The organism is uncultured Maricaulis sp. (assembly GCF_947259345.1).
In the GTDB taxonomy this organism is placed as follows: domain Bacteria; phylum Pseudomonadota; class Alphaproteobacteria; order Caulobacterales; family Maricaulaceae; genus Maricaulis.
The window spans coordinates 166,636-193,441 of sequence record NZ_CAMYLS010000033.1 but is presented as its reverse complement, the minus strand read 5'-3'; the positions used below and the strand labels follow the sequence as shown (position 1 = coordinate 193,441).

The 26,806-nt window shown below is 62.9% G+C and carries 28 protein-coding genes and 1 pseudogene; 13 read left to right on the top strand and 16 right to left on the bottom strand.

The window, feature by feature from the left end; genetic code table 11:
* Together Q0X62_RS15405 and aroQ are read right to left on the bottom strand one after the other, a co-directional pair.
* A pseudogene (locus tag Q0X62_RS15405) lies at window positions 1–217 on the bottom strand (acetyl-CoA carboxylase, biotin carboxyl carrier protein); the annotation flags it as partial.
* Window positions 218–238: 21 nt separating this feature from the next.
* Window positions 239–679 (bottom strand): type II 3-dehydroquinate dehydratase, encoded by a 441-nt coding sequence (gene aroQ / locus Q0X62_RS15400; RefSeq protein ID WP_297737898.1) that lies wholly within the window; start codon window positions 677–679, stop codon window positions 239–241.
* Between the two features lie 76 nt (window positions 680–755).
* On the opposite strand from aroQ, the gene thiS reads away from it, so the two are divergent.
* Both thiS and Q0X62_RS15390 read left to right on the top strand, forming a co-directional pair.
* The gene (gene thiS / locus Q0X62_RS15395) at window positions 756–956 is read left to right on the top strand and encodes a sulfur carrier protein ThiS (RefSeq protein WP_366946184.1); all 201 of its coding nucleotides are present in this window, start codon (window positions 756–758) and stop codon (window positions 954–956) included.
* A 1-nt stretch (window position 957) separates the two neighbouring features.
* On the top strand, window positions 958–1,761 hold the full coding sequence (locus Q0X62_RS15390; RefSeq protein ID WP_297737892.1) for a thiazole synthase: 804 nt from the start codon (window positions 958–960) through the stop codon (window positions 1,759–1,761).
* On the opposite strand, the gene Q0X62_RS15385 is transcribed toward Q0X62_RS15390, so the two are convergent.
* Window positions 1,758–2,501, bottom strand: a complete 744-nt coding sequence (locus Q0X62_RS15385) for a DsbA family protein (protein ID WP_297737889.1) — start codon at window positions 2,499–2,501, stop codon at window positions 1,758–1,760. The two genes, Q0X62_RS15390 and Q0X62_RS15385, sit on opposite strands and share 4 nt — an antisense overlap.
* Before the next feature lie 134 nt (window positions 2,502–2,635).
* On the opposite strand from Q0X62_RS15385, the gene Q0X62_RS15380 reads away from it, so the two are divergent.
* Window positions 2,636–3,199 carry a manganese efflux pump gene (locus tag Q0X62_RS15380; protein WP_297737886.1) on the top strand — a complete coding sequence of 188 codons (564 nt, stop codon included), beginning with the start codon at window positions 2,636–2,638 and terminating at the stop codon, window positions 3,197–3,199.
* A gap of 5 nt (window positions 3,200–3,204) precedes the next feature.
* The gene (locus Q0X62_RS15375) at window positions 3,205–3,579 is read left to right on the top strand and encodes a hypothetical protein (protein WP_297737883.1); all 375 of its coding nucleotides are present in this window, start codon (window positions 3,205–3,207) and stop codon (window positions 3,577–3,579) included.
* Window position 3,580: 1 nt separating this feature from the next.
* Here the strand turns inward: Q0X62_RS15375 and Q0X62_RS15370 are convergent, their stop codons facing one another.
* A complete protein-coding gene (locus Q0X62_RS15370) occupies window positions 3,581–4,042 on the bottom strand; it encodes a RidA family protein (protein ID WP_297737880.1) in 462 nt (153 codons plus the stop codon).
* Window positions 4,043–4,146: 104 nt separating this feature from the next.
* Between Q0X62_RS15370 and Q0X62_RS15365 the strand changes: the two genes are divergently transcribed.
* The gene (locus tag Q0X62_RS15365) at window positions 4,147–5,031 is read left to right on the top strand and encodes an alpha/beta hydrolase (protein WP_297737877.1); all 885 of its coding nucleotides are present in this window, start codon (window positions 4,147–4,149) and stop codon (window positions 5,029–5,031) included.
* Here the strand turns inward: Q0X62_RS15365 and Q0X62_RS15360 are convergent.
* Window positions 4,985–6,280, bottom strand: a complete 1,296-nt coding sequence (locus Q0X62_RS15360) for a DNA polymerase IV (RefSeq protein ID WP_297737874.1) — start codon at window positions 6,278–6,280, stop codon at window positions 4,985–4,987. The two genes, Q0X62_RS15365 and Q0X62_RS15360, sit on opposite strands and share 47 nt — an antisense overlap.
* Window positions 6,277–7,188 (bottom strand): ROK family protein, encoded by a 912-nt coding sequence (locus Q0X62_RS15355; protein ID WP_297737871.1) that lies wholly within the window; start codon window positions 7,186–7,188, stop codon window positions 6,277–6,279. The genes Q0X62_RS15360 and Q0X62_RS15355 overlap by 4 nt, the downstream gene beginning before the upstream one ends.
* 179 nt (window positions 7,189–7,367) lie before the next feature.
* On the opposite strand from Q0X62_RS15355, the gene Q0X62_RS15350 reads away from it, so the two are divergent.
* Window positions 7,368–7,745 carry a response regulator gene (locus tag Q0X62_RS15350; RefSeq protein ID WP_075190891.1) on the top strand — a complete coding sequence of 126 codons (378 nt, stop codon included), beginning with the start codon at window positions 7,368–7,370 and terminating at the stop codon, window positions 7,743–7,745.
* A 12-nt stretch (window positions 7,746–7,757) separates the two neighbouring features.
* Window positions 7,758–9,122 (top strand): PleD family two-component system response regulator, encoded by a 1,365-nt coding sequence (locus Q0X62_RS15345; RefSeq protein WP_297737864.1) that lies wholly within the window; start codon window positions 7,758–7,760, stop codon window positions 9,120–9,122.
* A 49-nt stretch (window positions 9,123–9,171) separates the two neighbouring features.
* On the opposite strand, the gene rpmG is transcribed toward Q0X62_RS15345, so the two are convergent.
* The 7 genes from rpmG to Q0X62_RS15310 all read right to left on the bottom strand — a co-directional run bounded on the left by rpmG (window position 9,172) and on the right by Q0X62_RS15310 (window position 18,135).
* Window positions 9,172–9,339, bottom strand: coding sequence for a 50S ribosomal protein L33 (rpmG, locus tag Q0X62_RS15340; protein ID WP_011643217.1), 168 nt, complete (start codon window positions 9,337–9,339; stop codon window positions 9,172–9,174).
* Between the two features lie 90 nt (window positions 9,340–9,429).
* Window positions 9,430–10,608: an MFS transporter gene (locus Q0X62_RS15335; RefSeq protein ID WP_297737862.1), complete on the bottom strand. Its 1,179-nt coding sequence runs from the start codon at window positions 10,606–10,608 to the stop codon at window positions 9,430–9,432.
* 42 nt (window positions 10,609–10,650) lie between these two features.
* Window positions 10,651–11,331 (bottom strand): NUDIX domain-containing protein, encoded by a 681-nt coding sequence (locus tag Q0X62_RS15330; RefSeq protein ID WP_297737860.1) that lies wholly within the window; start codon window positions 11,329–11,331, stop codon window positions 10,651–10,653.
* Entirely contained in the window at window positions 11,328–13,595 is a 2,268-nt protein-coding gene (rnr, locus tag Q0X62_RS15325; RefSeq protein WP_297737857.1) for a ribonuclease R, read from the bottom strand. Before rnr ends, Q0X62_RS15330 begins: the two co-directional genes overlap by 4 nt.
* Window positions 13,596–13,600: 5 nt before the next feature.
* Entirely contained in the window at window positions 13,601–16,219 is a 2,619-nt protein-coding gene (gene topA / locus Q0X62_RS15320) for a type I DNA topoisomerase (protein ID WP_297737855.1), read from the bottom strand.
* Window positions 16,220–16,389: 170 nt separating this feature from the next.
* Entirely contained in the window at window positions 16,390–17,685 is a 1,296-nt protein-coding gene (locus Q0X62_RS15315) for a D-alanyl-D-alanine carboxypeptidase (RefSeq protein WP_297737852.1), read from the bottom strand.
* Between the two features lie 54 nt (window positions 17,686–17,739).
* Window positions 17,740–18,135 (bottom strand): hypothetical protein, encoded by a 396-nt coding sequence (locus tag Q0X62_RS15310; RefSeq protein ID WP_297737850.1) that lies wholly within the window; start codon window positions 18,133–18,135, stop codon window positions 17,740–17,742.
* Here Q0X62_RS15310 and phaP point away from each other — a divergent pair.
* From phaP to clpA, 3 genes are all read left to right on the top strand, one after another.
* The gene (gene phaP, locus Q0X62_RS15305) at window positions 18,134–18,550 is read left to right on the top strand and encodes a phasin family protein (RefSeq protein ID WP_297737847.1); all 417 of its coding nucleotides are present in this window, start codon (window positions 18,134–18,136) and stop codon (window positions 18,548–18,550) included. The two genes, Q0X62_RS15310 and phaP, sit on opposite strands and share 2 nt — an antisense overlap.
* 386 nt (window positions 18,551–18,936) lie before the next feature.
* Window positions 18,937–19,266 carry an ATP-dependent Clp protease adapter ClpS gene (gene clpS, locus Q0X62_RS15300; RefSeq protein ID WP_297737845.1) on the top strand — a complete coding sequence of 110 codons (330 nt, stop codon included), beginning with the start codon at window positions 18,937–18,939 and terminating at the stop codon, window positions 19,264–19,266.
* Between the two features lie 4 nt (window positions 19,267–19,270).
* Window positions 19,271–21,580 (top strand): ATP-dependent Clp protease ATP-binding subunit ClpA, encoded by a 2,310-nt coding sequence (clpA, locus tag Q0X62_RS15295; protein ID WP_297737842.1) that lies wholly within the window; start codon window positions 19,271–19,273, stop codon window positions 21,578–21,580.
* A gap of 96 nt (window positions 21,581–21,676) precedes the next feature.
* Here clpA and Q0X62_RS15290 read toward each other — a convergent pair whose 3' ends face one another.
* Window positions 21,677–22,780: an AraC family transcriptional regulator gene (locus Q0X62_RS15290; RefSeq protein ID WP_297737839.1), complete on the bottom strand. Its 1,104-nt coding sequence runs from the start codon at window positions 22,778–22,780 to the stop codon at window positions 21,677–21,679.
* A 203-nt stretch (window positions 22,781–22,983) separates the two neighbouring features.
* Between Q0X62_RS15290 and Q0X62_RS15285 the strand changes: the two genes are divergently transcribed.
* Window positions 22,984–23,811: a DUF2306 domain-containing protein gene (locus Q0X62_RS15285; protein WP_297737836.1), complete on the top strand. Its 828-nt coding sequence runs from the start codon at window positions 22,984–22,986 to the stop codon at window positions 23,809–23,811.
* Here Q0X62_RS15285 and Q0X62_RS15280 read toward each other — a convergent pair.
* Window positions 23,808–24,809, bottom strand: a complete 1,002-nt coding sequence (locus Q0X62_RS15280) for a helix-turn-helix domain-containing protein (protein WP_297737833.1) — start codon at window positions 24,807–24,809, stop codon at window positions 23,808–23,810. The genes Q0X62_RS15285 and Q0X62_RS15280 overlap by 4 nt on opposite strands.
* Before the next feature lie 47 nt (window positions 24,810–24,856).
* Here Q0X62_RS15280 and Q0X62_RS15275 point away from each other — a divergent pair, with 47 nt between their 5' ends.
* Window positions 24,857–25,609, top strand: coding sequence for an HD domain-containing protein (locus tag Q0X62_RS15275; protein ID WP_297737830.1), 753 nt, complete (start codon window positions 24,857–24,859; stop codon window positions 25,607–25,609).
* 4 nt (window positions 25,610–25,613) lie between these two features.
* Window positions 25,614–26,282, top strand: a complete 669-nt coding sequence (locus Q0X62_RS15270; RefSeq protein WP_297737827.1) for a hypothetical protein — start codon at window positions 25,614–25,616, stop codon at window positions 26,280–26,282.
* Window positions 26,283–26,369: 87 nt separating this feature from the next.
* Here the strand turns inward: Q0X62_RS15270 and Q0X62_RS15265 are convergent, their stop codons facing one another.
* Window positions 26,370–26,774 carry a helix-turn-helix transcriptional regulator gene (locus Q0X62_RS15265; protein ID WP_297737824.1) on the bottom strand — a complete coding sequence of 135 codons (405 nt, stop codon included), beginning with the start codon at window positions 26,772–26,774 and terminating at the stop codon, window positions 26,370–26,372.
* Between the last annotated feature and the right edge of the window lie 32 nt (window positions 26,775–26,806).

The following is a 26,806-nucleotide window of genomic DNA, read 5'->3' as shown; positions in this document are numbered from 1 at the left end:
CCGGCGCGGCGGCCGGTGCTGCAGCGGGTGCCGCTGCGGGAGCCGGAGCCGCGACATTGTGCACGACCGGCGCGGCCGTGAGTTGACGGGCGATCTTCAGGCGCAGGTCGCCGCGCTCGACTTCGATTTCCGACAAATCGGTTTCACGAAGAATGTCGGCCAGCTCGCGGACGAGTTTCGCGCTGATCGGGGAGCGGGGTCGGGAATCAGAACTCATGATGTAAGGCCTTTGGTTCCGTCAGTTGCCGAGACAGGTGACAGCCGCATTGATACCCAGCAGATAGCTCTGCAGTCCCAGACCGGTAATCGATCCGCGAGCCGCAAGGGCGATATAGGAATAGTGCCGGAATGCTTCGCGTGCTGCCGTCTGACTCAAGTGAACTTCGATGACGGGAGGTTCTATAGCGCGAACCGCGTCATGCAAAGCGACCGATGTATGCGTAAATGCAGCCGGATTGAAAACCACTGCACTCGCATTGACGTTTGCGTCATGCAGCCAGTCAATGAGCTCGCCCTCGTGATTGGACTGGCGAAAGACGATGTCGAACCCCAAGTTACGGGCATGTGCAGAGCAAGCCTGTTCAATCTCATCCAGGGTCAGCGCGCCGTAGATTTCCGGTTCGCGTGTGCCCAGGAGATTGAGGTTGGGACCGTTGAGAATGTGAATCGGTTGGGTCATGGCCTTGCTTTGCAGCCGTTACGGGATTTACCACGGGTCTAACGATGGACTCAGTGAAAGGCCAGCGAAGACCATGCTGCAGCTGACAGTCAATGGTGAAGGCCGCAAGGTCGAGCCCGGTACCCGTGTGAGCGGGCTGGTGACGATCCTCGGCCTGGATGGCCGCAAGATCGCCGTCGAGCGCAATCTGGCCATCGTGCCGCGCTCGCAATATGACGAGACAGCGCTCGCCGATGGCGACCGGATTGAAATTGTCGCGTTTGTCGGAGGTGGATGAGATGGATGACGTACAGGCCGTGGAGGCCCCTTTCGAGGACACGCCGCTGGTCGTGGCCGGCCGCACCTTCACCTCGCGTCTGATCATCGGCACGGGCAAGTACGAGACCTATGCACAGAATGCCCAGGCGCTCGAGGCCTCCGGCGCCGAGATGATCACAGTCGCCATCCGCCGCGTGAACCTGTCCAATCCGGACGAGCCGCGCCTGGTCGATTTCATTTCCCCGGACGACTACACCTTCCTGCCCAATACGGCGGGTTGTTTCACCGGCGAGGATGCCGTGCGTACGCTGCGTCTGGCGCGTGAGGCCGGCGGCTGGAATCTGGTCAAGCTGGAAGTCCTGTCCGACCCCAAACATCTCTATCCCGACATGGCCGAGACGCTGCGCGCCGCCGAGCTGCTGATCAAGGACGGGTTCGACGTGATGGTCTATTGCTCGGACGATCCGGTCTACGCGAAGAAGCTGGAAGAGGTCGGTTGCTGTGCGATCATGCCGCTGGGCGCGCCGATTGGCTCCGGCCTGGGTATCCAGAACCCGGTCAATATCCGCCTGATCATCGAACAGACCCAGGTGCCGGTCATCGTCGATGCCGGTGTCGGTACGGCGTCAGACGCCACCGTGGCGATGGAGCTGGGCTGTGACGGCGTGTTGATGAACACCGCCATTGCCGAGGCGAAAGACCCGATCCGCATGGCGCGGGCGATGCGCCATGCGGTCATTGCCGGTCGCGAAAGCTATCTCGCCGGTCGTATGCCGAAGAAGCGCTATGCCGATCCGTCCAGTCCGCTGTCGGGGCTGATCTAGCCTCGCAGCGCCTCGGCGAGCGCCTGGTCCAGGGCCATTTCATTGGCCCCCGGCACGACCACACCATCGACGATGAAGAAAGGTGTGCCGGTCACATTGAGGGCGCGACCGAGCGAGCGGACCTGGTTGATATGCGCCATGATGGCCGGGTCTGCCATGTCCTCGCGCATTTGCGCGACATCGACGCCGGAGACGGTCGCCAGCTGGTCAATGCGGGCCGCCGGCAGCGGGCCTGACGAATTGACCATGGCCATATGGAAGGCCGCATAGACGTCTTCGCCCTGGCGCAGCGCGGCGAGGGCGGCGCGGGACGCCTCCGTCGAATCCTCGCCGAGGATCGGATATTCCTTGAACAGGATCTGGACACGATCGCCATAACGTTCGCGGACATCCTCCACCCAGGACGCCGCGACACGGCAATAGGAGCATTTATAGTCCATGAATTCGACGATCACGATCTCGGCGTCATCGGGCCCCAGACGCGGATCTCGGTCATCATTGTAGATGGCATCATGGTTGGCCGTGACGGCGTCGTAGACGGCTTGCATCTCGCGGGCGCGGGCCCGGCGCTGCAACTCAATCAGCGCTTCCTCGATGATTTCCGGGTTCTCCAGAATGTAGTCGCGCACCAGCTCGCGAACTTCGTCGCGCTCCGGCTCTGTCAGCTGGGCGGAAGCGGCCGGCTGCTGACAGCCGAGCAGGGCGACCGAGGCCGCGAAAATGGCGAACAAGCGATGCATGGGGCAGTACCCTCCCGTGTTTGCCATCTATCTAGACCAGCCATCGAGGTGGGGCGAGGGGCGCCAGTGTAAAATCCGCGTGTGCCGGACTGGCTTGGCTTGCCCGCCCAGCCGGCGCTCGCTAAGCAGCGCGCATGAATGCCTTCGCCCTCCTGGTCACGAGCCTCTCCCTGTCGACCGACGCTTTTGCGGCTGCCCTCGCACGGGGCAGCGCGGCCCGTGAGACCCGGACACTGACGGCCTTGCGGGTCGGGGCCGTATTCGGCCTGGCGGAAGGCTCGATGTGCCTGCTCGGCTGGAGCCTCGCGCTGGTGACGGCTGACCTCATCATGGCCGTGGACCACTGGATCGCGCTCGTATTGCTGGTTACGATCGGCGGGCTGATGATCCGCAACGGACTCGCGGCAGGCGGGGATGACAAGGCTGTGGGCGCATCAACGGGTCTGGTCGCAACCCTGGTGACCGCGCTTGGCACCAGCATTGACGCGGCGGCTGTGGGCATCGCGCTGGCGCTGGCCGGGGCTCCCGTCTGGGCCGCCCTCATTATCGGCCTGACGTCCTTTGCGATGGCGAGCCTGGGCTACCGGATCGGACCGCGGGTCGCCGAACGCCTCGGCGGCGGCGCCGAAATCGCCGGCGGGATCGTTTTGATGGCGATCGGGATTTCGATCTTCGTCAGCCATGTCATGGCAGGGTAGGAGAGATGGTGCCGCGAGCCCTGCTCGATCGGGTGGTCCTGTTGCTCTGGTGTCTCGGCTTTGCGGTCGGTACCGCTACGCATCTGACCGACATCCTCTTGCGCGGCGTATTCGCCTACACTTACGCACCGCTCTGGATGAATGCCTTCTGGACGAGCTTGACCGTGCTTGATCCGCTGGTGGTCCTATTGCTGATTGTGGCCCGTCGGGCCGGCATCGTGTTGGGCGTCGCGGTCATGGTCGCCGACCTTGCCAGCAACACCTATGCCGGGACCCTCCCGAGCATGAGTGCCGCTAGCTATCAGCTCGTTTTGCAATGGATATTCGGCCTGTTCGTCCTGATCACCGCGGGCCGGCTCTGGCCGGCGCAGAGCGCCTAGGTCAGGCGATCTCGAACACGCCGTCCACTTCGACGGCTGCGCCCAGCGGCAGGACCGGGCAGGAGACGGCGGAGCGGGCATGGCGCCCCGCATCGCCCAGAACTTCGACCATCAGGTCCGAACAGCCATTGATGACAAACGGGATGTCGGTGAAATCCGGCGTGGCGGCGACAAACCCGCCCAGCTTCACCACCCGATTGACGCGCGACAGGTCACCGCCGCAGGCGACTTTCAGTTGGGCGATAAGATTGATGGCGCAAAGGCGCGCCGCGGCCTGGCCTGCGGCGACGTCCATGTCAGCACCCAGTGTCCCCTTCACCAGCCCGTCCGGCCCGATCGAGATTTGACCGGAAATGAAGACAAGGCTGCCACTCTGCACGAAGGGCACATAATTGGCGACCGGTGCGACCGGCTCCGGCAGGGAGATGCCAAGGTCGGCGAGGCGGGTATCGATGGCGGACATGTCGGGCTCCAGTCTGTGACGTCGGTGCGGAGATTAACGGCGTATTGGCCCCATGCAATCTGCGCGCTTGACTTGACGCGCGCGTCATCCGGCATGCTGGACCCATGATGACGATGATCCAGGAAGATGAAATCCGATTCGATGCCCGCGACGGATATTCGCTGTCCGGCCGGATCATCACGCCGGATCGACCGCGCGGCGCTGTTCTGATTTCGTCGGGAACCGGCTTTCCCAAAGGGCTTTACCGGCGCCTTGCCCTGGCGGGTGCGGAAGCGGGCTATGCCTGCCTGATTTATGACTATCGCGGCATAGGAGGCTCGGCGCCCAAACAGATGCGGGGCTTCAAGGCCGATATCGTGGATTGGGGCCGTCTCGACCATGCCGCTGCGCTCGACCGGGCCGCTGAGCTCGCGCCGGGCCAGCCGCTCTTTGCGATCGGCCACTCGGTGGGCGGTCATCTTGTCGGCTTTGCCGACAATGCCACCGCGCCACTCGCGCATGCCTTCATCACGGTCGGGACCGGGTATTGGCGGGCGCACGAGCCGTCCTATCGCCCATCGGCCCTGATGTTCTGGCTGCTCTATGGCCCGGCCTGCCTGGCCTTGACCGACCATATCCCGGCCGGCGGCATCTGGGGCGGGACGGCTTTGCCACGTGATGTTTTTCTGCAATGGCGGCAATGGGCCTCCAAGCCGGATTATTTTGGTCACTACCTTGATCAGTTGGTGCCGCACAATTTCGATGCGGTAACCGCGCCGATCCGCTCCTGGAGCTTTTCCGATGACCGGTTGTGCGCCCGGCGCTCGGCTGAGGACTTGCTGAAACTATACCCCAATGCGCCGTCGGAGCATTTGCGGCTCGATCCGGCCGATATCGGGGCCGAACGCGTTGATCATCATGGCGCCTTCAAGAAGAGCGCGTCGGCCTTCTGGCCGATGATTTTCAGCTGGTTTGATCAGGTTTCGGATTCGGCTTCGGCTTCGCGCTGAGGCCACGACCCTTCACCACCGCATCACTGCCGAACCGCTCGCGGGCCTTGTCCATGGCACGTTCCGCGGTCGCCCGACGGATGGCTTGCGGGTCGAGCAGGTCACCGGCATCGCCGACGGCGTCGCGCAGGCCGGAAAAGCCGATCCCGATCAGGCGGTAGCGGGTCCCGTCGACCTCCTTTTCGAGCAGGTCCCGGCCGATCCGGAACAGGGTGTCCGCGAGCTGGCTGGGCTCGTTCAGTGTGCGGCGGCGCGTGCGGGTCTTGAACTGCGCGGTCTTGAGTTTGAGCGTCACAACCTGGCCGGAGACCCGCTTGGCCTTCATCTGGTCCGCGACCTTCACGCTCAACCGCCAGAGGTGTTTCTCCAGCGTCTCCCGGTCATCATGATCGGCATTGAAGGTGGTTTCCGAAGAGACGCTCTTGCGCTCGCGTTCGGGGGAGACCTGGCGCCGATCCTCGCCGCGCGACAGGCGGGCAAGGTGGTAGCCCATATCGCCATAACGGTCGGCCATGCGCTTGTCGCCCTGGCGGCGGATGTCCGACAGGGTGCGGATCCCGTCACGCTCCAGCCTGGCGGCAAAGGCCGGGCCAACACCATAGATCGAGCGCACCGGGCGCGGGGCGAGGAAGTCCAGTGCCTCGGCCTCGCCGATCACGGCGAAGCCGTTCGGCTTGTCGAGATCGGAAGCGGTCTTGGCCAGAAATTTGTTGAAGGAGAGGCCAACCGAGACGGTAATGCCGACCTCCGCCTCTATTCGTCGTTGCAGGCGCAGCAGGGTCAAGGCGGGCGGCGCGCCGTGCAGCCGCGTCGTGCCGGTCAGGTCAAGGAAGGCCTCGTCAATGGAGAGCGGTTCCACCAGCGGCGTGATGTCCTTCATCATGTTCCGGATGCGATAGCCCTCGCGCGTGTATTTCCCATGCTCCGGGTGGATCACGACCGCATCCGGGCAGGCCTTCAGGGCCTGGAACATGGGCATGGCCGAGTGCACGCCATAGAGGCGCGCGACATAGCAGCAGGTCGACACCACGCCGCGTTGCTGGCCGCCAATGATGACCGGTTTGTCCTCGAGCGCCGGATTGTCGCGCTTTTCCACCGCCGCGAAGAAGGCATCGCAGTCGATATGCGCAATGGACAGCCTGTTCAGCTCGGCATGGCGCAATAGTCGGTGGCTGCCACAGGACGGGCAGGCCGTGGCTGCTTCGGGCAGCGCAAGCAGACAGGATCGGCAATAGCCCGGCTCGCTCACATCGCGTCTCCGGGCGTTTCATTCCACAGCCAGGCCGCTCCGCGCACACCGGAGGAATCGCCATGCTGGTGGCGGACAATTCGCGTGCGACAGACATCGGAGAAGAGCCATTCCGGCAAAGCTGCAGCGACGCGTTCGGGAAGCCCCGGCGCATTCGAGACGCCGCCGCCCAGCACAATAATATCCGGATCCAGAATATTGGCGACACTCGCCAGACCTCGAGCGAGGCGGCCGATGTGGCGGGCGATTGTCTCTGACGCTGCGACATCGCCGCTATCAGCTGCCGCAAACAACGCTTCCGCAGTCTCGCCGCCGCCATGACGTCGTGCATGATCACTCGCGAGGCCGGGGCCGGACAGCCATGTTTCAAGACACCCAGTCTTGCCGCACCAGCAGGTCGGTGGGTCAAGCTCGTCAGGACCTTGCCAGGGCAGGGGGTTATGCCCCCACTCACCGGCAATGCCCTGTGAGCCTTCCAGCAAACGTCGATTGATCACAAGCCCGCCGCCCACGCCGGTGCCCAGGATCACGCCGAAGACGACTTTCCCGTCTCGACCAGCGCCGTCCACGGCTTCGGAGAGGGTAAAGCAATTGGCGTCATTGGCGAGGCGAACCTCCCGGCCGAGTATGTCGGACAGGTCGGTGGCGAAGGGTTTGCCATTCAGCCAGACTGAATTGGCGTTACGCATCAGTCCGTTGGCCGGACTGATAGAGCCCGGGTGAGCGACACCGACACGTGCGTCGCCATAGATGGCCTCCAGGCCTGTCACCAAGGTGCGCAAGGTGTTAAGGGTGGGGTCGTAGGCGCGCGGGGTTGCCACGCGCTCGCGGGCCAGTTCGCGGCCCCCAGCGTTGAAGAGCCGGGCCTCGATCTTGGTGCCACCGAGGTCGATGCCGATCCGATTCATTTCGTCCTTCCTCGCCGCTTGCGATATAGTTTTTTGGCTCGCTTTGTTCTTATCTTGTTCCGAAACGCCCGAAAAGTGGCCTTTGACTCATGGTTGGTTAAGGAAAATCGGGTTTAGTGCATGCGGGGTTCAACAAGCACGATAAAACACGTGCAAACAACGGGAAGCGCGTCACCGACATGCTGCAGGTCATGCCCAAAAAGGTCCTGATTGTCGAAGACAACGAGCTCAATATGAAGCTCTTCAACGATCTGCTGGAAGCTCATGGCTACGAGACCCTGCAGACCAAGGATGGCTTCAAGGCGCTCGAAATGGCGCGTGAACACACGCCTGACCTTATCCTCATGGATATTCAGCTTCCCGAGGTCTCGGGCCTCGAAGTCACGAAATGGCTCAAGGATGATGACAGCCTGTCGGCCATTCCAGTGGTTGCAGTGACCGCCTTTGCCATGAAGGGCGATGAGGAACGCATTCGCGAAGGCGGATGCGAGGCCTATCTGTCCAAACCGATCACGGTCGCGACCTTCATCGAGACGGTTCGTCAGTTTCTCGACTAGGGGTGGTCGTCGATGAGTGCGCGTATTCTCGTCGTTGATGATCAGGCCGCCAATGTGCGGCTGCTGGAGGCGCGTCTTCAGGCCGAGTATTTTGATGTCTGCACCGCCAGCAATGGTGAAGAGGCGATCAAGGTCGCCAAGGCTGAACAGCCTGACCTTATCCTCCTCGATGTGATGATGCCGGTGATGGACGGGTATGAAACCTGTTCACGTCTCAAGGACGACCCGACCACGCGTCATATCCCCGTCGTCATGGTGACCGCGCTCGATCAGCGCGAAGACCGGATTCGTGGCCTCGAAGCCGGAGCCGATGATTTCCTGACCAAGCCGATCGACGATGTCACGATGTTCGCCCGTGTGCGCAGCCTGCTGCGTCTCAAGGCCGTGCTGGACGAGTTGCGTTATCGCGAGTCGAGCTCGGCCATGTCCGGCTTGGCCGGCGATATCCATGATGATGTGGACAGCGCCTCACGCGTCGTCATAGTCAGTACCGATCCGCGCGCCACAACGCGCTATGCCGCGGCCATGCCGGGGCAGGCCCAGGTCCGGGAAGTCCATGAACCGGGTGCTGCCATCGCTGCCGCCCGTGACGCTGCGGACTTGTTGATCGTGGATCTGACCGCCAATGATTATGATGGCCTGCGCCTGTGTGCCCGGGTCCGCTCGGATGCCGCAACCCGGCAATTGCCAATTCTCGCGATCGTGCGGCCGGACGATGTGCAGCATGCCGTGCGGGCGCTTGATCTGGGCGTGAACGATATCATTCACCGCCCGGTGGACGCCGGCGAACTGGCCGCGCGCGCGCGGACGCAATTGCGCCGTAAGCGCTATGCCGACCGACTGCGCTCGCATCTCGACGAGGGCATGGAGTTGGCAGTCACGGATCCGCTGACCGGCCTGCATAATCGTCGCTACATCTCCTCACGCCTGCGCCAGGCGATGGACAGCGCCAGCAATGGTGGCGCGCCGGTCTCGCTGCTGCTGGCCGATATCGATCACTTCAAGGCGATCAATGACAGCCATGGCCATGAGGCCGGCGACCAGGTCCTGCGCGACTTTTCCAGCCGCCTGCTCACAGGGCTGCGCGCGCTCGATCTGGCGGCGCGCTATGGTGGCGAAGAATTTGTCGTTGTGATGCCGGGTGCCGGCATGGCGGAAGCCGAGATTGCTGCCGAGCGCCTGCGCTCCAGCGTCGCGGGGAGCGGCTTTGCCCTGAAGGATGGCACCAAAGTGCCAGTCACAGTCAGTATCGGCGTGGCCCAGGCTCAGCGCGGGGAAGCGCTCGACAGCCTCCTGCGGCGAGCCGATCAAGCGCTGTACGTGGCGAAGGATGGTGGCCGGAATCAAGTTCAGGCCGCGGACAACGCCGCGGCCTGACAAAACTCGTTGGTCGAGCGGGGAAAATCGTTCGGACGGGAAACCCGTCTTACTTGATTTTCGCTTCCTTGAAATCGACGTGCTTGCGAGCGACCGGGTCGTACTTTTTCAGCACGAGCTTCTCGGTCATGGTGCGCGCATTCTTCTTCGTCACGTAGAAGTAACCCGTACCAGCCGTGGAGTTCAGGCGGATCTTGATGGTTGTCGGCTTCGCCATGGCTCTAAATGTCCTGGTGCTTTGAGTGTGCGCGCATTCGGCCCCATGCCGACGCGAGAGCGCGCGAACATACGCACGGTAGCGGCGCTGTCAACTCTTCCCGGCTGTTTGTGATGCACGTCTCCAGACCAGTGCTGCATAGAGTGCGGCGATCGCGGCCATGACGATCATCAGCCCGAACGGTCCCAGCCCGTCCATGGCCACGCCACCGGCGGGCGGTCCGATCAGCGAGCCGGTGCCATAGGCGAAGATGAAGGCGGCATTGGCCGCCGCGATGGCACCGCCGGAGAAGCGTTCGCCGACCAGGGCCAGGCCGACGGTGTAAAGCCCCGAGGCGACGCCGGCCTGAATGAAGAAGAGCAGCATCATGCCGGGCAGATAGTCGCCCACAGCCCAGATCGCGAGCGGTGTGACTGCGGCCGTGGTCGCGATCCATTTCAGGGCTTCACGCCGATCCGTCCGGTCGGCAATCCAGCCAAGCGGGATTTGGAAGGCCAGGGCACCGGCAGCAGCCGCCATGGCAACCATCGAGATGCCGTGGTCATTCAGAGCTAGCCGGTCGCCATAAACAGGGGCCAGGGAAAAGAGGACGGTTTCCAGCGCCCCGAAAGCCAGCGCGGCACCAATTGCGGCGGGAGCGGCCGTCGCCGCACCCCATATGGCTCGCGGTGAGGCTTCGTCCTTGCCCGGTGCCTGGGCGGCAGGCCCTTGCAGCAGGATGATGGGCAGGGCGCCAATCAGGAAGATCAGCCCGCCGGCGTAAAAGCCACCATCGCCCTCCGTGCCCAGCTGGCCGAAGAGGAAGGCGCCAATCCCGAAACCGCCGGACAAGACCGTGCCGTATATGCCGAGGATGGTTGCCCGGCGCAGCGGCGTGGCAATCTGGTTGATCCAGGTTTCCGAGACCACGAAGATCACCGTCATGAAGCAGCCCATGACAAAGCGAAGAACAAACCAGGCCGGTACATTCTCGAACACCGGAAAGAGGGCATGCAGCGCGCCGGCAAGGACCAGGCTGATCACGATCAGCACGCGCCCCGGCAGGACCGAGAGCAGGCGCGGCACGATGGGCGCCATGACCAGTGTGGAGACGGCTGCGGCTGCGCCATTTAGACCGACGATCAGACCCGAGGAGGTCATGCCCTCCAGCCGTAGCGAAACCAGCGGCATGGAAAGCCCGAACACGATCCCGCACACCGCCGCACAACAGATCGCCGCGATCAGGGAGCGGTTATTGGCAAGGCGTGGATCGGTGAGCGGATTGGTCATGGGCTGAGCTATAGCGAGGATGGCCGCAGTCGTCTTCCTCGCCTACATCGGCTCCACAATCATCTTGCCGCGTACGGCGCGCATGCAGCGCGGATGTTCCGGTGCCGGGGGCAGGACGCGCTTCAATTCATCCAATACGAAATGGGTGACGATGGGAAGGTCGAGATCGCGGGATTCGGCCAGCGGCACCCATTGCACATCCTCCAGCTCGCTGCTCGGCTGGGGCGCGCGGTCATCGAGCAGTGCCGAGGCATCGGTGGTGAAGAACCAGGTGTCGAAGCGGCGTGTGCGACCCGGTGGGGTGATGGCCCGCGTGATGAGCTTGAGCGAGGCCAGGTCGAGCGCCGCTCCGGCCTGCCGGAAGGGCGACCAATTGGCGTGACGGCTGCGCACCGGGGCTTCACGGGCGATCAGCAGGCCGGTTTCCTCGGCGGTTTCGCGGATCGCCGCTGCGGCCGCTGCCCGGGCGCGACGCGGATCTAGCGCACGTGCCATCAGGTCGAGAACGCGGCCATCGAGATCACGGGCCAGCGGCGCCGTGCTGTCAGCCCGGTCCACCCGGCCGCCGGGAAACACATATTTGTTGGGCATGAAGACATGCTTGGACGAGCGCCGCCCCATCAGCACATCGACCCGGTTACCCTCGCGGCGGGTAAGTATGAGTGACGCGGCGAGACGAGGCCGTATCGGTTTGACGTCCTTGCGATGAAGCTCGTCACTCACCGGCGGCGGCCCTTTTTCCAGGGCTTGCCCGAGCGGCGACCATTGGGCGGTCCGCCGCTCCGGCCGCGATGGCGACCCTTGGGCTTTTCGCCCTTTTCCGGCTCGGTCAGCAGGTCGAGCAGCAAGCCGCCCGTGACCGGTTGGGCCTCGTCGATACGGACCAAGACCGGCATTCCCAGCCGATAGCGTGAGCCGGTCTGCAAGCCGATCAGGGCATGGGCGCTCTCATCATGCTCGAAGCGTTCCTCGCCGAGCCGGGAGATCGGGACCAGCCCGTCCGCGCCGGTTTCGTCGAGGCGGACGAAACAGCCAAAACGGGTCACGCCGGTAATCCGGCCGGGGAATTCGGCACCGATCTTGTCGGCCAGATAGGCGGCGATGAAGCGGTCCACCGCATCGCGCTCGGCGGCCATGGCGCGGCGCTCGGCATGGGTGATGTCCTCGGCGATCACGGTCAGACGACTGCGCTCGGCATCGGTCTGTCCGTCATCGCCAAGATTGAGTGCCCGGATCAGGGCCCGGTGGACGGTGAGGTCGGCATAACGGCGGATCGGCGAGGTGAAATGTCCGTAGCGACGCAGATTAAGCCCGAAATGACCGCGATTATCGGTGTCATAGACTGCTTGGGACTGGCTTCGCAGGACCACTTCATTGATCGTCGCATAATGCTCGGACGTCACGGCCTGTTTGAGCAATTGATTGAAACGCCCGGTCTCGACCGAATTGCCGCGCGCCCATTTCATACCGACCGTTGGCAGGAAATCGGCCAGGGCGTCGATCTTTTCGCGGGAGGGTGGTTCGTGGACGCGATAAATGAGCGGCGCATTTTTCTGTTCGAGGCTCTCTGCGGCGCAGACATTGGCCTGGATCATGAATTCTTCGACCAGCTTGTGGGCATCGAAGCGCTGGCGGGTTTCCACGCCGATCACCTTGCCATCCTCGCCGACACGGACCCGGCGTTCCGGTGCATCGATCTCCAGCGGCTCGCGGAGATTGCGGGCCTCGCGGCAGGCGAAATAGGCACCCCAGAGCGGTTTCAGGACCGCGTCCAGAAGCGCATTGGCGGGGCCGCCATCGCCGCCATCGATCGCGGTCTGGGCCTGGGTGTAGGAGAGTTTTGCGGCCGAGCGCATCCAGCCGCGCAGGAAGCGATGAGAGCGCTTATTGCCGTCCTTGTCGAAAACCATGCGCACAGCGAGGCAGGGCCGGTCTTCCTTCTCGCGCAGCGAGCAGAGATCATTGGACAGGCGTTCCGGCAGCATCGGCACGACCCGGTCGGGTAGATAGACCGAATTGCCGCGCTTGAAGGCGCCGCGATCCAGCGCGCCATCGGATTTCACATAGGCCGCGACATCGGCAATCGCGACAATGACCTGCCAGCCGCCAGGATTCTTGGGATCGTCATCGGCCTGGGCCCATATCGCATCATCATGATCCTTGGCGTCATCCGGGTCGATCGTGATCAGGGGCAGGGGGCGCAAATCCTCGCGCTGGCCCTGCTTGGCCACGGGCGCCGTCTCGGCCTCGCGCAATTCGGCTTCCGAGAAGCCCTGGGGGACGCCGTGTGAGTACAGCGCGATGAGGCTGCCGGCACCGGGGGCCGAGACATCCCCGATCACTTCGACGATCTCCGCAGTCTTGAGACCATGACGGCGTTCGCGGGCGATCTGGCACAGGACGAGCTCGCCATCCTTCGCCTTCTCGGCCTCGCCCTTGGCGGGAACCAGCTCATGCCGTGAACGCCGGTCGACCGGTTGCAAACGGAAGGGCCCGGACTGCGGCTTGCGCAGGACACAGAGCAGCTTGTGGGCGCTCTGGCCGAGCTTCTTGATCAGTCGGGCTTCGTAACTGCCATCATCTTGCAGGGCCAGTCGGACCAGCGCCTTGTCGCCAACGCCTATCGCCGGCGTGCCCTTGCCGCCCGCGCCTTCGCCGGGCGCCAGGCGAATGGTCGGGATGGGACCACCATCACGGCGGGCCGGTTCGGCCAGCAATTCACCGTCATTGTCGCGGCCGCTGATCTCGACCACGCTCACAGCGGGCAGGGCGCCCGGCAGGCGATAGGTCTTGCTGTTGGAGCGCGTGATCGTGCCGTCTTCGACCAGCGCTGCAAGGGCATCCTTGAGCGCGCGCTTGGCGTCCGTGCCTTTCAGGGCGAGCGCCCGCGCCAGTTCGCGCTTGGTGAACTCGCCGCCGCCCAGCTTGACGGCTTCGACAACCGCCTCGCGGGTGAGGCCGGCGTCAAACTCTGTCTTGCCGGCCATGCGCGCTACTCCGCCTTGGCTTTACTGGCGGCCGTCTTCTTGGCCGCGGGCTTTTTCGCCGGGGCTTTCTTCGTAGTGGTCTTCTTCGCCGCGGTCTTCTTCTTGGCGGGGGCTTTCTTCTTGGCCGGGGCCTTCTTCTTGCCGCCCTTGGCGGCCTTGGCCTCGACCCATTCCATGGCCTGTTCCAGGGTCACGCTCTCGGGGTCGGTATCCTTGGGCAGGGTGGCGTTGATCTTCTCGTACTTCACATAGGGACCATAGCGGCCGGACATGATCTTGACCGGCTTGCCGTCATGCTCGCCCAGATCCTTCAGCGCCGAGGCCGAACCGCCGCGGCGACCGCCATTGGCGCGCTTGTCGGCGATCACCGAGATGGCGCGATTGACGCCGATCTCGAAGACATCCTCGACCGAGCCGATATTGGCGTAGGTTTTGTCGTGATGAACATAGGGGCCATAGCGACCGATATTGGCCGTGATTGGTTGGCCGTCATCGGGATGTTCGCCGACCGTGCGCGGCAGATCGATCAGCTTGATCGCCTGCTCTTCGGTCAGGGTGGCGGCGTCCCATCCCTTGGGAATGGAGGAGCGCTTGGGCTTGTCCTCGCCATCAAGCTGCATCTGCAGATACCAGCCGAAACGACCATTCTTGAGTTCGACATCCTTGCCGGTTTCCGGATGGACGCAGATCACCCGGTCGCCCTGGACATCGTCGTCGCCTGGCGGGCTCATCTGGCGGGTGAAGGAACAATCGGGATGGTTGGAACAGCCCAGGAAGGCGCCAAACTTGCCCAAGCGCAGGCTGAGCGTGCCTTCACCGCAGGACGGGCAGAGGCGCGGATCACTGCCGTCTTCCTTGTCCGGGAAAATATGCGGGGCCAGGGCCTCGTTGAGCGCGTCCAGCACATTGGTGATGCGCAGCTCGCCGATCTCGTCCACAGCCGCGCGGAAATCGGTCCAGAAATCGCGCAGGAGCTGCTTCCAGTCGAGTTCGCCGGCCGAGACCTTGTCGAGCTGGGTCTCCAGCGCCGCGGTGAAATCATACTCCACATAGCGGGCGAAGAAATTCTCGAGGAAGGCTATGACGACACGGCCCTTGTCGAGCGGATGGAAACGGTTCTTGTCCATCTGCACATAGTCGCGGTCGCGCAGGACTTGCAGCGTCGAGGCATAGGTCGAAGGACGGCCAATACCAAGCTCTTCCATCCGCTTGACCAGCGAGGCTTCCGTGAAACGCGGCGGCGGCTGGGTGAAGTGCTGGTCGGCCCAGGTCTTGCCGACCTTGGCGCTCGCGCCCTGGCTCAGCTTGGGCAGGCGGTTCTCACCCTCATCCTCTTCATCGTCCCGGCCTTCCTGATAGAGGGCGAGGAAGCCGTCGAAGAGCTGGACCGTACCGACGGCACGCAGCGCGGTCTTGCTGTCGGGCGTGGCAATATCGACCGTGGTGCGCTCGAAACGGGCGCTTTCCATCTGGCTGGCCACGGCGCGGCGCCAGATCAGCTGATAGAGACGGGCCATGTCCGGATCCAGCGACAGCTTCTCCGGCAGACGCGAGAAGCTGGTCGGGCGGATCGCCTCGTGCGCCTCTTGGGCATTCTTGGCCTTGGTGGAATACATGCGCGGCGCGCCGGGAACATAGAGCGAGCCATGCTCCTTGCCGATCACATCCCGGGCCTGGCTGATGGCTTCCGGCGCCATCGAGACGCCGTCGGTCCGCATATAGGTAATCAGACCCGTGGTCTCGCCGCCCAGCGTCACGCCTTCATAGAGTTTTTGCGCCGTCTGCATGGTGCGGGTGGCGGAGAAGCCCAGCTTGCGCGCCGCTTCTTGCTGTAGCGTCGAGGTCGTGAAGGGCGGCGGCGGATTGCGCTTGGCCGGCTTGGCTTCGACACCGGTTATCGACAGGTCGGCCGCGTTGATAGCCTCGACGGCGGCATTGGCGCTGGCGCGGTCCTTGATCGACAGCTTCTGAAGCTTCTTGCCGTCGAGCGTGACCAGCTTGGCGCGGAAGGGATCGGAATTGGCGGTGATTTCGGCGTCGACCGACCAATACTCCTCGGCGCGGAATTTCTCGATATCCAGTTCGCGGTCGCAGATCAGGCGCAGGGCGACGGACTGGACGCGACCGGCCGAGCGCGAGCCCGGGAGCTTGCGCCACAGGACCGGCGACAGCGTAAAGCCGACGAGATAGTCCAGCGCGCGGCGGGCCAGATAGGCATTGACCAATTCCATGTCGACCGCACGCGGATGCGCCATCGCTTCCAGGATGGCCGGCTTGGTAATGGCGTTGAAGGCCACACGCTGGACGGTCACATTCTTGAGGACGCGGCGCTTTTGCAGCGCCTCCAGCAAGTGCCAGGAAATCGCTTCACCTTCGCGATCCGGGTCAGTGGCAAGGATGAGGCGGTCGGATTCGCGAACCGCATCGGCGATCGCCTTGACCCGTTTGGCCGAGGCCGTGTCGACCTCCCAGGCCATCTCGAAATCCTCGTCCGGCTTCACCGAACCGTCCTTGGCAGGGAGATCCCGGACATGTCCGAAACTCGCCAGAACCGTGTAGTCCGACCCGAGATACTTGTTGATGGTTTTGGCTTTGGCCGGGGATTCTACGACGACAACATTCATCGGTGCTTGGTTCCAGACATGTAGCAGGGACCGCCGGGCAGCGGCCAAGGCGCGCGAAAGTGTTCGAGCCGAAAGGTTGTGTCAACCGACCGGAGGATTCCAGTCTGACACACACTCTCTCTGCTTCATGCAGGAATTTCGGGCAGATGGCGAGCGCTTCGCCGGGCCGATCAGCGTCCCGGAGCCACCGCGAAGCAGGGATGGTCCCGGGCAGACAGGTCACGGCAGGCGAGTCGTGCCTCATCCTCGGTCAGCGCCTCGAAACGCGCGCGCCAGAGGCGGTCACCGCTAATATCGACAGCGCGCGCAGCCGGCTGGGCCGTGTCCAGAACGCCGGAAAAGATCGCCACTTCGGCAAGCCGGTCATGGGCCGCGCTCGAGCTGTTGTAAGCGCCGACCTGCACAGACCAGGCACCGCGAATGAGGCTTGGTTCTGACTGCCTTGCCGGCGGAGCCGTCGCCGACGGCAGGGGTTCGGTGTGCATTTCGTCTTCGTCGGCCAGAACGACCTGCACCGCGGGCGGTTGATTGGCGGAGCCCATTTCCGTTGGCTCGTCGAGATGCAGGGCGGCGACATCGCGGGCTATCAGGTCCTGCTGCCGGACCGGGTTGATGCGTGGCGAGGAGAGGGCGGCAAACAGGCGCGTGTCCTGGCGCTGCTCGAGCGTCGCAAAGGCCGCCTCAATGAGTTCCTCGGCATGGGCGTCGCGGGCTGCGGCTGTGGGGCCGCCCATGATGACGGTGATCAGGCGGTGATCGCCACGCTCGGCCGAAACGACGACATTGAAACCCGAAGCGCGGATATATCCGGTCTTGAGGCCGTCCACACCCCGCACGCGCCCGACGAGGGTATTGTGATTGCGATAAGTCCGACCATTCCAGGTGAAGCTCTCTTCGTTGAAATAGTCGAAATAGTCCGGATAGTCGCGATGCAGGGCGACGGCCAGGCGTGCCATGTCGCGGGCCGTTGTGGTCTGGCGTGAATTGGGCAGGCCGGAAGCGTTGCGGAAGGTCGTGTCGGTCAGGCCGAGCTCGCTGGCGCGCGTTGTCATCAGCTCACCGAAGCGGGCCTCACCACCACCGAGTCGCTCGCCAACCGCAACCGCGACATCATTGGCGCTTTTCACAACGAGGGCGCGGATTGCATTCTCGGCCGAGATGGTCTGGCCGGCTCTCAGCCCGAGACGCGACGGGCTGGCATTGGCTGCATTGGCTGAAACCCGAATCTGGTCGTGGAGGCCGATTTCGCCGGTCTCGATGGCTTCAAACAGCATGTAAAGGGTCATCATCTTGGTCAGTGAAGCCGGATAGCGCTCGGCTTCTGATCGACGCGAATGAAGGACCACGCCGGTATTCTCCTCCACCACAAAGGCGGCATAGCGCGAATTGTTCGCCTGGGCAGGCGCGCTGACCCCGCTGAGCGCGAAACCGAGGGAGAGGAGAAGGATGCAGGCTGTCTTGATCATGAAGGTAGCCTGCCGGTCGCTCATTGCCAGCAGGTTAAGGCCTCGGCGGCGTCGTCATTTATATTTTGTGCAGTGCACAATAATTCCCTTGACCCCGAGGGTATCTGTGGTATCTATATTGCGACTGCGAAGAGCATTTGCAGCAAGTTTAGCAACCGGACAGTGCCCTGTTATGAGCGACGTCGACAAAACCTCCACCGAACCGAAAGCGGCCGCTGCCAAAGCGACCGCCCCGAGCGCACCGCGAATTGTGTCGCCGACATCGGCGCCGGTGAAGGCGCCTGCCAAGTCCGGCCCGGCCAAGTCGAAAGCTACGACGAAGGCCAAGAAGGCCACGCCCAAGAAGTCGACGGCCAAAGCGAAAGCCGCACCGTCCAAACCCGCCCCCAAGGCAGCGAAGCCGGCCCCGAAAGCCAAACCTGCTGCCCGCACCGCAAAGAGCTTTGCCATGAATGATACCATTGAGAGCATGACCGCCGCGAGCAATGAAGCGCTCAAGGAAGGTTTCGAGAAGACGCTGAAATCGGTTACCGAGGCCAGCAATTTCCAGAAAGAAACCGTCGAAGCCATGATCGCCTCCGCGACCCTGGCCGGCAAGGGTTTCGAGACCGCCAACGCCAACGCCGTCACCTACGCCAAGTCGGCCATGGAAGACAGCGTCGCCGCGACCAAGAAGTTCGCGACCGCGAAATCGGTTCAGGAGATCTTCGAGATCCAGTCCGAGTTCACCAAATCGGCGATGGAAAACTATCTCGCTGAGGTCAACAAGAATTCGGAACTCTTCTCCGACCTGGTCAAGAATTCGGTGAAACCGCTCAACGATCGCGTCGCGGCCGCCATGGAGCTCGCACAAGCTCAGCGCTGAGCCCGTGTGATCTGACAGGAATTCAGAATTTTCCTCCCCGACTGGGCCCGGTGATCTGTCACCGGGCCCTTTTTTTGTCGGCTTCGCCTCGTTGAGGCGGGGTGGCCTTGTGGCCGTTTGCATTCCGGCGCCGGTTTTCCGGCTGCATGCGAAACGCTGGTGTCCTCCCCGACCGGGCCCGTGATTGATACGGAGCCGTTTCGGCGGCCCCATCCGAAGACAGGGTGCGCCTTTTTAGGCCCATCGCGGTGAAACGGGAAGCAAGAATTTTCCGGGCGTGTTATTCTTGTGTTCGGTCGGTGCTGTGGCCCGTCCCTTTCCAAGTCCGGTGCGGATTCCTATCTGTCCCGATGAGTAGCGAAGTAATATTCGAGCACGTTTAAAATATGACCGAACGAAAACATGATGATACGGGCGTAGAAGAGGAAACTGGCCTCGCGACAAAGACCCGTCCGGCAACAAAGAAACCTTCGCTTTACCGTGTTTTGCTACTCAATGATGACTACACGCCGATGGAATTTGTGGTCGAGATTCTCGTCCGAATTTTCCGAAAGTCTCCCGAGGATGCAGCGAGAATCATGCTGCATGTACATCAGAACGGTGTCGGGATGTGTGGCGTGTATACGTATGAGGTTGCCGAAACAAAGGTAGCCCAGGTCATGGACGCCGCACGGCGGGCCCAACACCCGCTGCAGTGCACAATGGAAAAGGAATAGAGTGGTGCCCTCATTCTCTTCAGATCTCGAAGACAGCCTGCACCGCGCTCTGGGCTACGCCAATGAGCGTGGGCATGAATTTGCCACCCTGGAGCATCTCCTTCTTGCTCTTGTGGATGATCAGGACGGCGCGGCGGTGATGAAAGCCTGCGACGTCGACCTCGACGAATTGCGAGCGACCCTTACCGAATATGTCGACAATGAATTGACCGAGCTCGTCGTTGATGACGAGGAGGACGCCAAGCCAACGGCTGGTTTCCAGCGCGTCATCCAGCGTGCCGTGATCCACGTTCAGAATGCGGGGCGTGAGGAAGTCACGGGAGCCAATGTTTTGGTGGCTCTGTTCGCCGAGCGTGAAAGCCACGCAGCCTATTTTCTCGCCGAGCGCGACATGACCCGCTACGACGCGGTGAATTTCATCTCGCACGGGATTGGCCGCAAGCCGGGCGCGACCGAAGAACGCGCCGTGCGGGGCACCGAGCAGGCTGAAGAGCCGCAAAAGGATGGCGATGCTCTGACAGCCTATACCGTCAACCTCAACGAGAAGGCGCGGAAGGGTGAGGTCGACCCGCTGATCGGCCGCGATGCGGAAGTTGAACGCTGCGTCCAGGTATTGTGCCGTCGCCGCAAGAACAATCCGCTGCTGGTTGGCGATCCGGGCGTTGGCAAGACGGCCATCGCCGAAGGCATTGCCCGCAAGATCATTGAGGACCAGGTTCCCGACGTGTTGGCCGGGGCGACCATCTACTCGCTCGACATGGGCTCATTGCTCGCCGGAACCCGCTATCGCGGTGATTTTGAGGAGCGCGTGAAACAGGTCGTCAAGGAGCTTGAGGACAAGGACAATGCCGTCCTCTTCATCGACGAGATCCACACCGTGATCGGTGCCGGCGCGACGTCGGGTGGCGCGATGGACGCGTCCAACCTGCTGAAGCCGGCCCTGCAATCGGGCAGTCTTCGCTGTATGGGATCGACAACCTACAAGGAATACCGTCAGCATTTCGAGAAGGACCGGGCCCTGGTTCGTCGCTTTCAGAAGATCGATGTCGCCGAGCCGTCCGTGCCGGACGCCATCAAGATCCTGCAAGGCCTCAAGACCTATTTCGAGGACTTCCACGATGTGCGCTTCACCAATGATGCACTGAAGTCGGCGGTCGAGCTGTCATCGCGCTACATGGGCGACCGCAAACTGCCCGACAAGGCGATCGATGTGATCGACGAGGCCGGGGCGCAAATGCGTCTCCAGCCGGTGTCCAAGCGCAAGAAGACGATTGGCGTGAAAGAAGTCGAGGGTGTTGTCGCCACCATGGCCCGCATCCCGCCGAAGACTGTTTCCAAGGATGATGAGCAATCACTCAAGAATCTCGAGACCGATCTGAAGCACACCGTCTTCGGGCAGGACGACGCGATCGACCAGCTGGCTACGGCCATCAAACTGTCGCGAGCCGGCCTGCGCGAGCCGAACAAGCCGATCGGCTGCTATCTCTTCTCCGGCCCCACCGGCGTCGGCAAGACCGAGGTGACCAAGCAGCTGGCCGATACGATGGGCATCGAGCTGCAGCGTTTCGACATGTCGGAATACATGGAGCGTCACGCGGTCTCCCGTCTGATCGGCGCGCCTCCGGGCTATGTCGGGTTCGACCAGGGTGGGTTGCTGACCGATGGCGTCGACCAGCATCCGCACTCTGTGCTGCTGCTCGACGAGATCGAGAAGGCGCATCCGGACCTGTTCAACATCCTCCTGCAGGTGATGGACAATGGCACGCTGACCGACACCAATGGCAAGAAGGTCGATTTCCGCAATGTCATCCTGGTGATGACGACCAATGCGGGCGCCTCCGACGCGCAAAAGGAATCGATCGGCTTTGGTCGCGGCAAGAAAACGGACGAGGCGGACAAGGCGGTCGAACGCCTCTTCACCCCGGAATTCCGCAACCGTCTGGATGCGGTCATTCCCTTCGCGCCGCTGTCGCCGGATTCCATCGGCCGGGTGGTCGAGAAATTCGTGCTGCAGCTGGAAGCCCAGCTCATCGATCGCGGCGTGACCTTCGAACTGACGCCCGATGCGACCGCGTGGTTGGCCGAGCGTGGCTATGACAGCCGCTTCGGCGCCCGTCCGCTGGCCCGCGTTATCCAGGAGCACATCAAGAAGCCGCTGGCTGACCAGATCCTGTTTGGTGAGCTCAAGAAGGGTGGCCTGGTCAAGGTCGATGTGGACGAAGCGGACAGTGATCGCCTCGACTTCCACATCACGCCCGGCGATCGGCTTCTGCCGCGCAATGCGAAGAAAAAGGACAAGAAGGAAGAGGTCTGATCCTCATACACCTTCGATCCAAACGAGAAACGGCGCCCCGCGGGGCGCCGTTTTTCGTGGAGTGGAGGCCGCCGCTGACCGGCGTGCGCGAGTTGGTTATTCTGCCGCGACGTTGTGCAGAGCGGAAACTTCGCCAGCACTTCCGGTCTCGAGGCGGTATTGGCGCGGTGTCATTCCTTCGCTTTCCTTGAAGGCCCGGTTGAAGGGGCCAATCGAGGCGAAGCCGCTGTCGAGCGCGATATTCAGGATGCTCATGTCGCGGCAAGACGGATCGTGCAGGCGCGCTTTGGCGTGATCAATCCGGTAGCGATTGACGAAGCGGTTGAAATTGCGCTCGCCCAGTCCGGCGGTAATCGCCCGGCTGATCCGGTAATCCGGTTCGCGCAGGCGTCGGGCGAGGCTCGCGACCTTGAGGTCCGGGTCGAGATAGAGCGCGTCCCGCTCGACCTGTTTGCGGACCCACGTCCCAAGTGCGCGTTCGTCATCGGTCGCCGGGACAGGTTCTGCTGCGCTGTGGTGGGTCGGTGCCAGGATGGGGTGACGTGTCCGCCAGATCACGCCGAAACCGGCCACGAAGAAGATCGAAGCGCCGCAGATTGCCTGCAGGAGCGCGATACTGGACTCGCTGAAGCGCGTGGTATCGCCATGATCCAGCAGTGCCACGCAGATGCTGACACACAGGCCATAGGCCGCCAGAAAGCCGATCCGCAGCCGGCGGTTGGTCGGCGACTCAGCCTGTTTCCAGCCCCGCAGGCCTTCCCAGAACGCGAGAACGAGAACGGTCGAGGAGAGCATGAGCTGGAAGCTGCTCGATGCTGCCAGTGTTCCGTCCAGCGCCGACTGTCCGATCACGCGCTCTGCTGACAGGGCGATCAGCGACTGATTGAGAATGGCGGGGCTGAAAATGCCGCCGACCAGCAGGGCATGCGGCCAGCCAAAGCCGACATCCGGTCGAAACAGGCCGCGTGAGACCAGCCAGAAACAGCTGCAGCTGGCGCAGCCGGCAATCGCCAGTGCCGGGGTGAGGGCGCCGGTCGCATCGCCATAGACGTCGCGGATCATCACGGCAGCCAGCCCGGCGCAGAAGACCGCCCAGGCGATCTGTAGCCCGCTGCGTTGGCGCAGTGAGAGAATGTAAAGGATCGAGGCGATCCCGCCCGCACCGACGATGAGCTTGATGGCGTTCGCAATGTCGAGCATCCGATGCGCCTCCTGTCCTTTCGCGCCCCCGCGCGTAAGAAGGGTGTCGCACATTTTGGGCCAGGATCAACCTGGCTGAGATTTTTATTCAACTGGATTGTCGCCGATTTTCAAATCGGCAAGACGCGCCCAACCCTGCGTGGTGGAGAGGTCGAAGCGGCGCCCGTTGCGCCAGCTTTCTGGACTGTGAAAAGGGTTCGACCATGTCTGACACATTTGCCGCGCCAGCTCGGCGACGGGGCATCTCTCCGCAAAAACTCCTTCAGGGGAGCGGGGTCCTCTGGTTCATCATTGCCGCGATTGGCCAGTGGATGTTCGTCTCCTACATCCTCGGCGCCTACGTCCCGCGAACACTGGGCGGCAATTTCGAGCGCTGGAATGAGACCGGCCTGTTGGAGGGCTATGTTCAGAATGACGCGCTCGGCAATCTTGGTTTCATCTCGCACGTCCTTCTCGCGGCCTTCGTCAGTGCGGCGGGCGTGATCCAGCTTCTGCCCGTGATCAGGCGCAAGTTTCCGGCCTTCCATCGCTGGATCGGCCGCGCCTATATCTCGGTCGCCGTCTTCCTGGCGGTCGGCGGTATTCTTCTGATCTGGGTGCGCGGAACCCGCGCAAACGACTGGGCCGCGCTTGGCACGACGATTGACGGTCTCCTGATCCTGATCGCCGCGACTTTCACGCTGCGCCATGCCATGGCGCGGCGTATTGATTTGCATCGCCGCTGGGCCATGCGCCTCTTCGTCGTGGTCAGCGGCGTCTGGTTTATCCGTGTGGCCTACATGGCCTGGGCCATCGCCACCGGTGGGGCCGGGATGCACCGGACCATGGATGGCCCGACCGACATTCTCGTCCCGTATCTGGCCTTCCTCGTGCCGCTTGTCGTCCTGGAAATCTACCAGAAGGCCCGCGACAGCCGTTCCGTCTCATTCAAGCTGGGCGTGGCCGGATTGATCGTCGTCTGCTGCGGCATCACGGCACTGGGTTTGTTCGGTGCCTGGATGATGATGTGGTCACCAAATCTGCAGTACTAGGTTGCTTGCATCCGGGCATGCTGACCCGGCGAAACACCAAAATGCTGACGGAAGGCCGTCCGAAAAGCCGCCTCCGAGCGGAACCCGCAACGACCTGCGGCCTGTTTGACCGGGGTGCCGGCCTCCAGCAGGTCGCGGCCATAATTCATGCGTAATATCTCGACATAGCGCGAAGGCGGAATCCCCGTCGTCTCGCTGAAGCGACGATGAAAGGTTCGCTCGGACTGTCCGCAATACTCGGCCATATCGGCGATCTTCACGGGCTGGTCGAGGCGCTGCAACAACCAGTCGATCAGATTGCTATAGCGGTCATCGGCGCGTGACTGGGCGTCGAGCACGTCGGAAAATTGCGACTGGTGGCCCGGCCGGTGGGCATAGACGACGAGTTCGCGGGCGACCCGGGTTTTCAGCGCACGCCCGTGATCAGCCTGGATCATGGCGAGCGCCAGGTCGATCCCGGTTGCGACACCCGCGGACGTCCAGAACCGTCCGTCGCGCACATAGAGCGCATCCGGGTCGACGGTGAGGGCAGGGAATCGCTCGGCCAGCTCGGCGCAGCCGCGCCAGTGTGTCGCGACGCGTTGATTGGTGATGACGCTTGCGGCGGCGAGGAGAAATGTGCCGCTGCAGACCGAGCCGATCCGTCCGCAGTTCGACGCCGCCTGGCGAAGGGCACGCAGCAGCTCCGCATTCTTCAGGGCCGAGCGGAGCGCATTCTCATACCCGCCCACGACCAGCAGCGTGTCTTCGCGGCCCGCGTTCAGGGCGTCCAATGGTCGGGCCGCGAGGGCCAGACCACCATCATGGCTGACGGGCCCAGCTGAGAGCGCCACGACATCCACCCTGTAGAGGCAGGCTCCGGCGACCTGGTTGGCGGCGGTGAAAACCGCAGCAGGGCCAGCCACATCCAGCAGCTCGGCGCCGGCAAAAGTCGCGAAATGGATGGTCTGCGGCTCTGACATTGGCAAAATATAGTCGGTTATTGTCGTTTCAGCCAAGCGCGCATTGCGGGATCCTGGTTCGGAAGCGACAGGAGCGCCGCAACATGGCCAAGACAGGCACACTTGATTGGATGGAAGCCACGCATGGCAAGCTTGGACTGGGCGACCGGCTCAGACTGATTGGCCAGGGTGTCCGGGCGCGGGCGGCCAAGCGAAAACGCCTGCGGAACAATATCCGCTTTCGTCATATGGAGGTCGATGACATCCTGCCGCCCGACAGCGCCATCGCGCGGGAGGCCATGGCCTTGTGCGAGGCGGTCAGTGAGCCGTTTTTGTTCAATCATTGCATGCGGTCCTGGTTCTGGGCTCGGCTGCTCGACGACGGCAGCGGCCCTCTGGACGAGGAAGTCCTGTTCACCGGCATGATGCTTCATGATCTCGGACTGACGGAGCGTTTCGGTCTGCGAGGGCAGTCGATGCGCTGCTTCACTCTGCCGGGTGCCCGCATGGCGGAGGAGCTCGCTGCCAAACATGACTGGCCCGGTGCGCGTGCCCGGCTGATGGCCCAGGCCATCACGCTGCATCTCAACGTCGAGATCGAGTCACGCCACGGTCGGGAGGCTGAATTGATGCGGGCCGGATCTGGCGGCGATGTTGCGGGACTCGGGCTCGATGTCTTGCACGCGGATCAGATCGAAGCGGTTTGCCACAAGCATCCGCGGCTTCACATGAAGCGCGAGATCGCGCCGGTTTTGCAAGCTGAAGCCGATGCCCGGCCTGGCTGTCGCATTCATTTCCTGATCAACACCTTTGGCTTCGACGGGTTGATCGCTCGAGCCCCCATGTTCTCGGAATAGCCCGATGACCCATCGCCTCTATCACTATCCGATGGCCTGCTCGACCGCCTGTCGCCTGGCCGCGGCGGAGTTCGGTATCCCATTGGAGATTGCCCGCGCCGATGTTTTCACCAAGTCGCTCGCAGGTGGCGGCAGCCTGTTCGCCATAAACCCGCTCGGACTTGTGGCGACCCTGGAGTGCTTCGACGGCCAAGTGCTGACCGAGAACACGGCGATCCTGCTCTGGCTGCAAGCTCATGGCCCGGGCCTGCCGGTCATATCGGACCCGGATTTCTTCACCTTGCTGCGCTGGACCGCATTCTGTGCGACGGAGCTTCACAAGGGTCTGCTTTGGCCTTTGTTGCGCGGCGATGTTGATGGTTACCACAAGGCTTTTGTCCGCGATCGGGCGGGGTCGCGGCTCGACCTACTCGAGCAGCATATGTCGGACCGCGACGGGCTGGTCGGGGCATGGGTCACGGCGGCCGATGCCTATCTCGCCTGGTTCCTGGTGATGGCGCCCCTGGCCGGCCTCGATCTGGCGTCCCGACCGGCTTTGCTGCGGGTGGGCGAAAGCCTGCTGGCGCGCCCCGGTTGGCGGGCGGTGATCGATGATGATATGGCCGCCTTGCGTGATGATTTGGCGGTCAAGGGCGCGCGTCCCTTCGCCGACCGGGCGACGGAACCGGTCTGATCAAGTCGCCCTCCGCGCACCAAACTGCGCGCTGGCCGGACCCTTTGACGATTACCGAAGCAGGGCGATGCGGCGCCCAGGGATTGTCTATTGCGAGCCCCGGTCGGCGCGATGGAGACTGACGGCGAGATGAAGCAGCCAGCTGGCAAGACCCAGCATGGCTGTTCCGCCAGCCAGTCGCGGGTCAGCATCGAAACGCTGCCCTAGCGCGAAGACCGTCATAATCAGGCCCAGTGCTGTCAGTCCGTGCCAGACAAGCGGCGACCCGCCCTTGCGGATTGGCCGCATTGGAGGGGGCGCTGCCGGGGTCTTGAGGCGGGCTTGCAAATCTTCGATCGATAGATCGAAGCTCGTGGCGAGGGCCTTCAGGGCCTCGAGGCTGGCCGGGCGTCCACTCTCGATGCGCTGAATAGTACGCTCGCTGAGATCACTGATCCGGGCCAGCTCGGCCTGTGACCAACCTTTGGCCTTCCGTAGGGATTTCAAACTCATGCGCCTGTTCTCGGAATTGCTGCGGGTCAAAG

Excerpts from the sequence above, each read along its gene's own strand:
- aroQ (WP_297737898.1), bottom strand. The coding sequence starts at position 679 with ATGACCCAACCGATTCACATTCTCAACGGTCCCAACCTCAATCTCCTG.
- Q0X62_RS15285 (WP_297737836.1), top strand. The coding sequence starts at position 22,984 with ATGTCTGACACATTTGCCGCGCCAGCTCGGCGACGGGGCATCTCTCCG.
- Q0X62_RS15385 (WP_297737889.1), bottom strand. The coding sequence starts at position 2,501 with ATGCATCGCTTGTTCGCCATTTTCGCGGCCTCGGTCGCCCTGCTCGGC.
- Q0X62_RS15390 (WP_297737892.1), top strand. The coding sequence starts at position 958 with ATGGATGACGTACAGGCCGTGGAGGCCCCTTTCGAGGACACGCCGCTG.
- Q0X62_RS15380 (WP_297737886.1), top strand. The coding sequence starts at position 2,636 with ATGAATGCCTTCGCCCTCCTGGTCACGAGCCTCTCCCTGTCGACCGAC.
- rnr (WP_297737857.1), bottom strand. The coding sequence starts at position 13,595 with ATGGCCGGCAAGACAGAGTTTGACGCCGGCCTCACCCGCGAGGCGGTT.
- clpS (WP_297737845.1), top strand. The coding sequence starts at position 18,937 with ATGACCGAACGAAAACATGATGATACGGGCGTAGAAGAGGAAACTGGC.
- Q0X62_RS15275 (WP_297737830.1), top strand. The coding sequence starts at position 24,857 with ATGGCCAAGACAGGCACACTTGATTGGATGGAAGCCACGCATGGCAAG.
- Q0X62_RS15335 (WP_297737862.1), bottom strand. The coding sequence starts at position 10,608 with ATGACCAATCCGCTCACCGATCCACGCCTTGCCAATAACCGCTCCCTG.
- Q0X62_RS15350 (WP_075190891.1), top strand. The coding sequence starts at position 7,368 with ATGCTGCAGGTCATGCCCAAAAAGGTCCTGATTGTCGAAGACAACGAG.
- topA (WP_297737855.1), bottom strand. The coding sequence starts at position 16,219 with ATGAATGTTGTCGTCGTAGAATCCCCGGCCAAAGCCAAAACCATCAAC.
- rpmG (WP_011643217.1), bottom strand. The coding sequence starts at position 9,339 with ATGGCGAAGCCGACAACCATCAAGATCCGCCTGAACTCCACGGCTGGT.
- Q0X62_RS15345 (WP_297737864.1), top strand. The coding sequence starts at position 7,758 with ATGAGTGCGCGTATTCTCGTCGTTGATGATCAGGCCGCCAATGTGCGG.
- Q0X62_RS15365 (WP_297737877.1), top strand. The coding sequence starts at position 4,147 with ATGATGACGATGATCCAGGAAGATGAAATCCGATTCGATGCCCGCGAC.
- Q0X62_RS15270 (WP_297737827.1), top strand. The coding sequence starts at position 25,614 with ATGACCCATCGCCTCTATCACTATCCGATGGCCTGCTCGACCGCCTGT.
- phaP (WP_297737847.1), top strand. The coding sequence starts at position 18,134 with ATGAATGATACCATTGAGAGCATGACCGCCGCGAGCAATGAAGCGCTC.
- Q0X62_RS15310 (WP_297737850.1), bottom strand. The coding sequence starts at position 18,135 with ATGGCAAAGCTCTTTGCGGTGCGGGCAGCAGGTTTGGCTTTCGGGGCC.
- Q0X62_RS15375 (WP_297737883.1), top strand. The coding sequence starts at position 3,205 with ATGGTGCCGCGAGCCCTGCTCGATCGGGTGGTCCTGTTGCTCTGGTGT.
- Q0X62_RS15265 (WP_297737824.1), bottom strand. The coding sequence starts at position 26,774 with ATGAGTTTGAAATCCCTACGGAAGGCCAAAGGTTGGTCACAGGCCGAG.
- Q0X62_RS15315 (WP_297737852.1), bottom strand. The coding sequence starts at position 17,685 with ATGATCAAGACAGCCTGCATCCTTCTCCTCTCCCTCGGTTTCGCGCTC.
- Q0X62_RS15370 (WP_297737880.1), bottom strand. The coding sequence starts at position 4,042 with ATGTCCGCCATCGATACCCGCCTCGCCGACCTTGGCATCTCCCTGCCG.
- Q0X62_RS15290 (WP_297737839.1), bottom strand. The coding sequence starts at position 22,780 with ATGCTCGACATTGCGAACGCCATCAAGCTCATCGTCGGTGCGGGCGGG.
- Q0X62_RS15355 (WP_297737871.1), bottom strand. The coding sequence starts at position 7,188 with ATGAATCGGATCGGCATCGACCTCGGTGGCACCAAGATCGAGGCCCGG.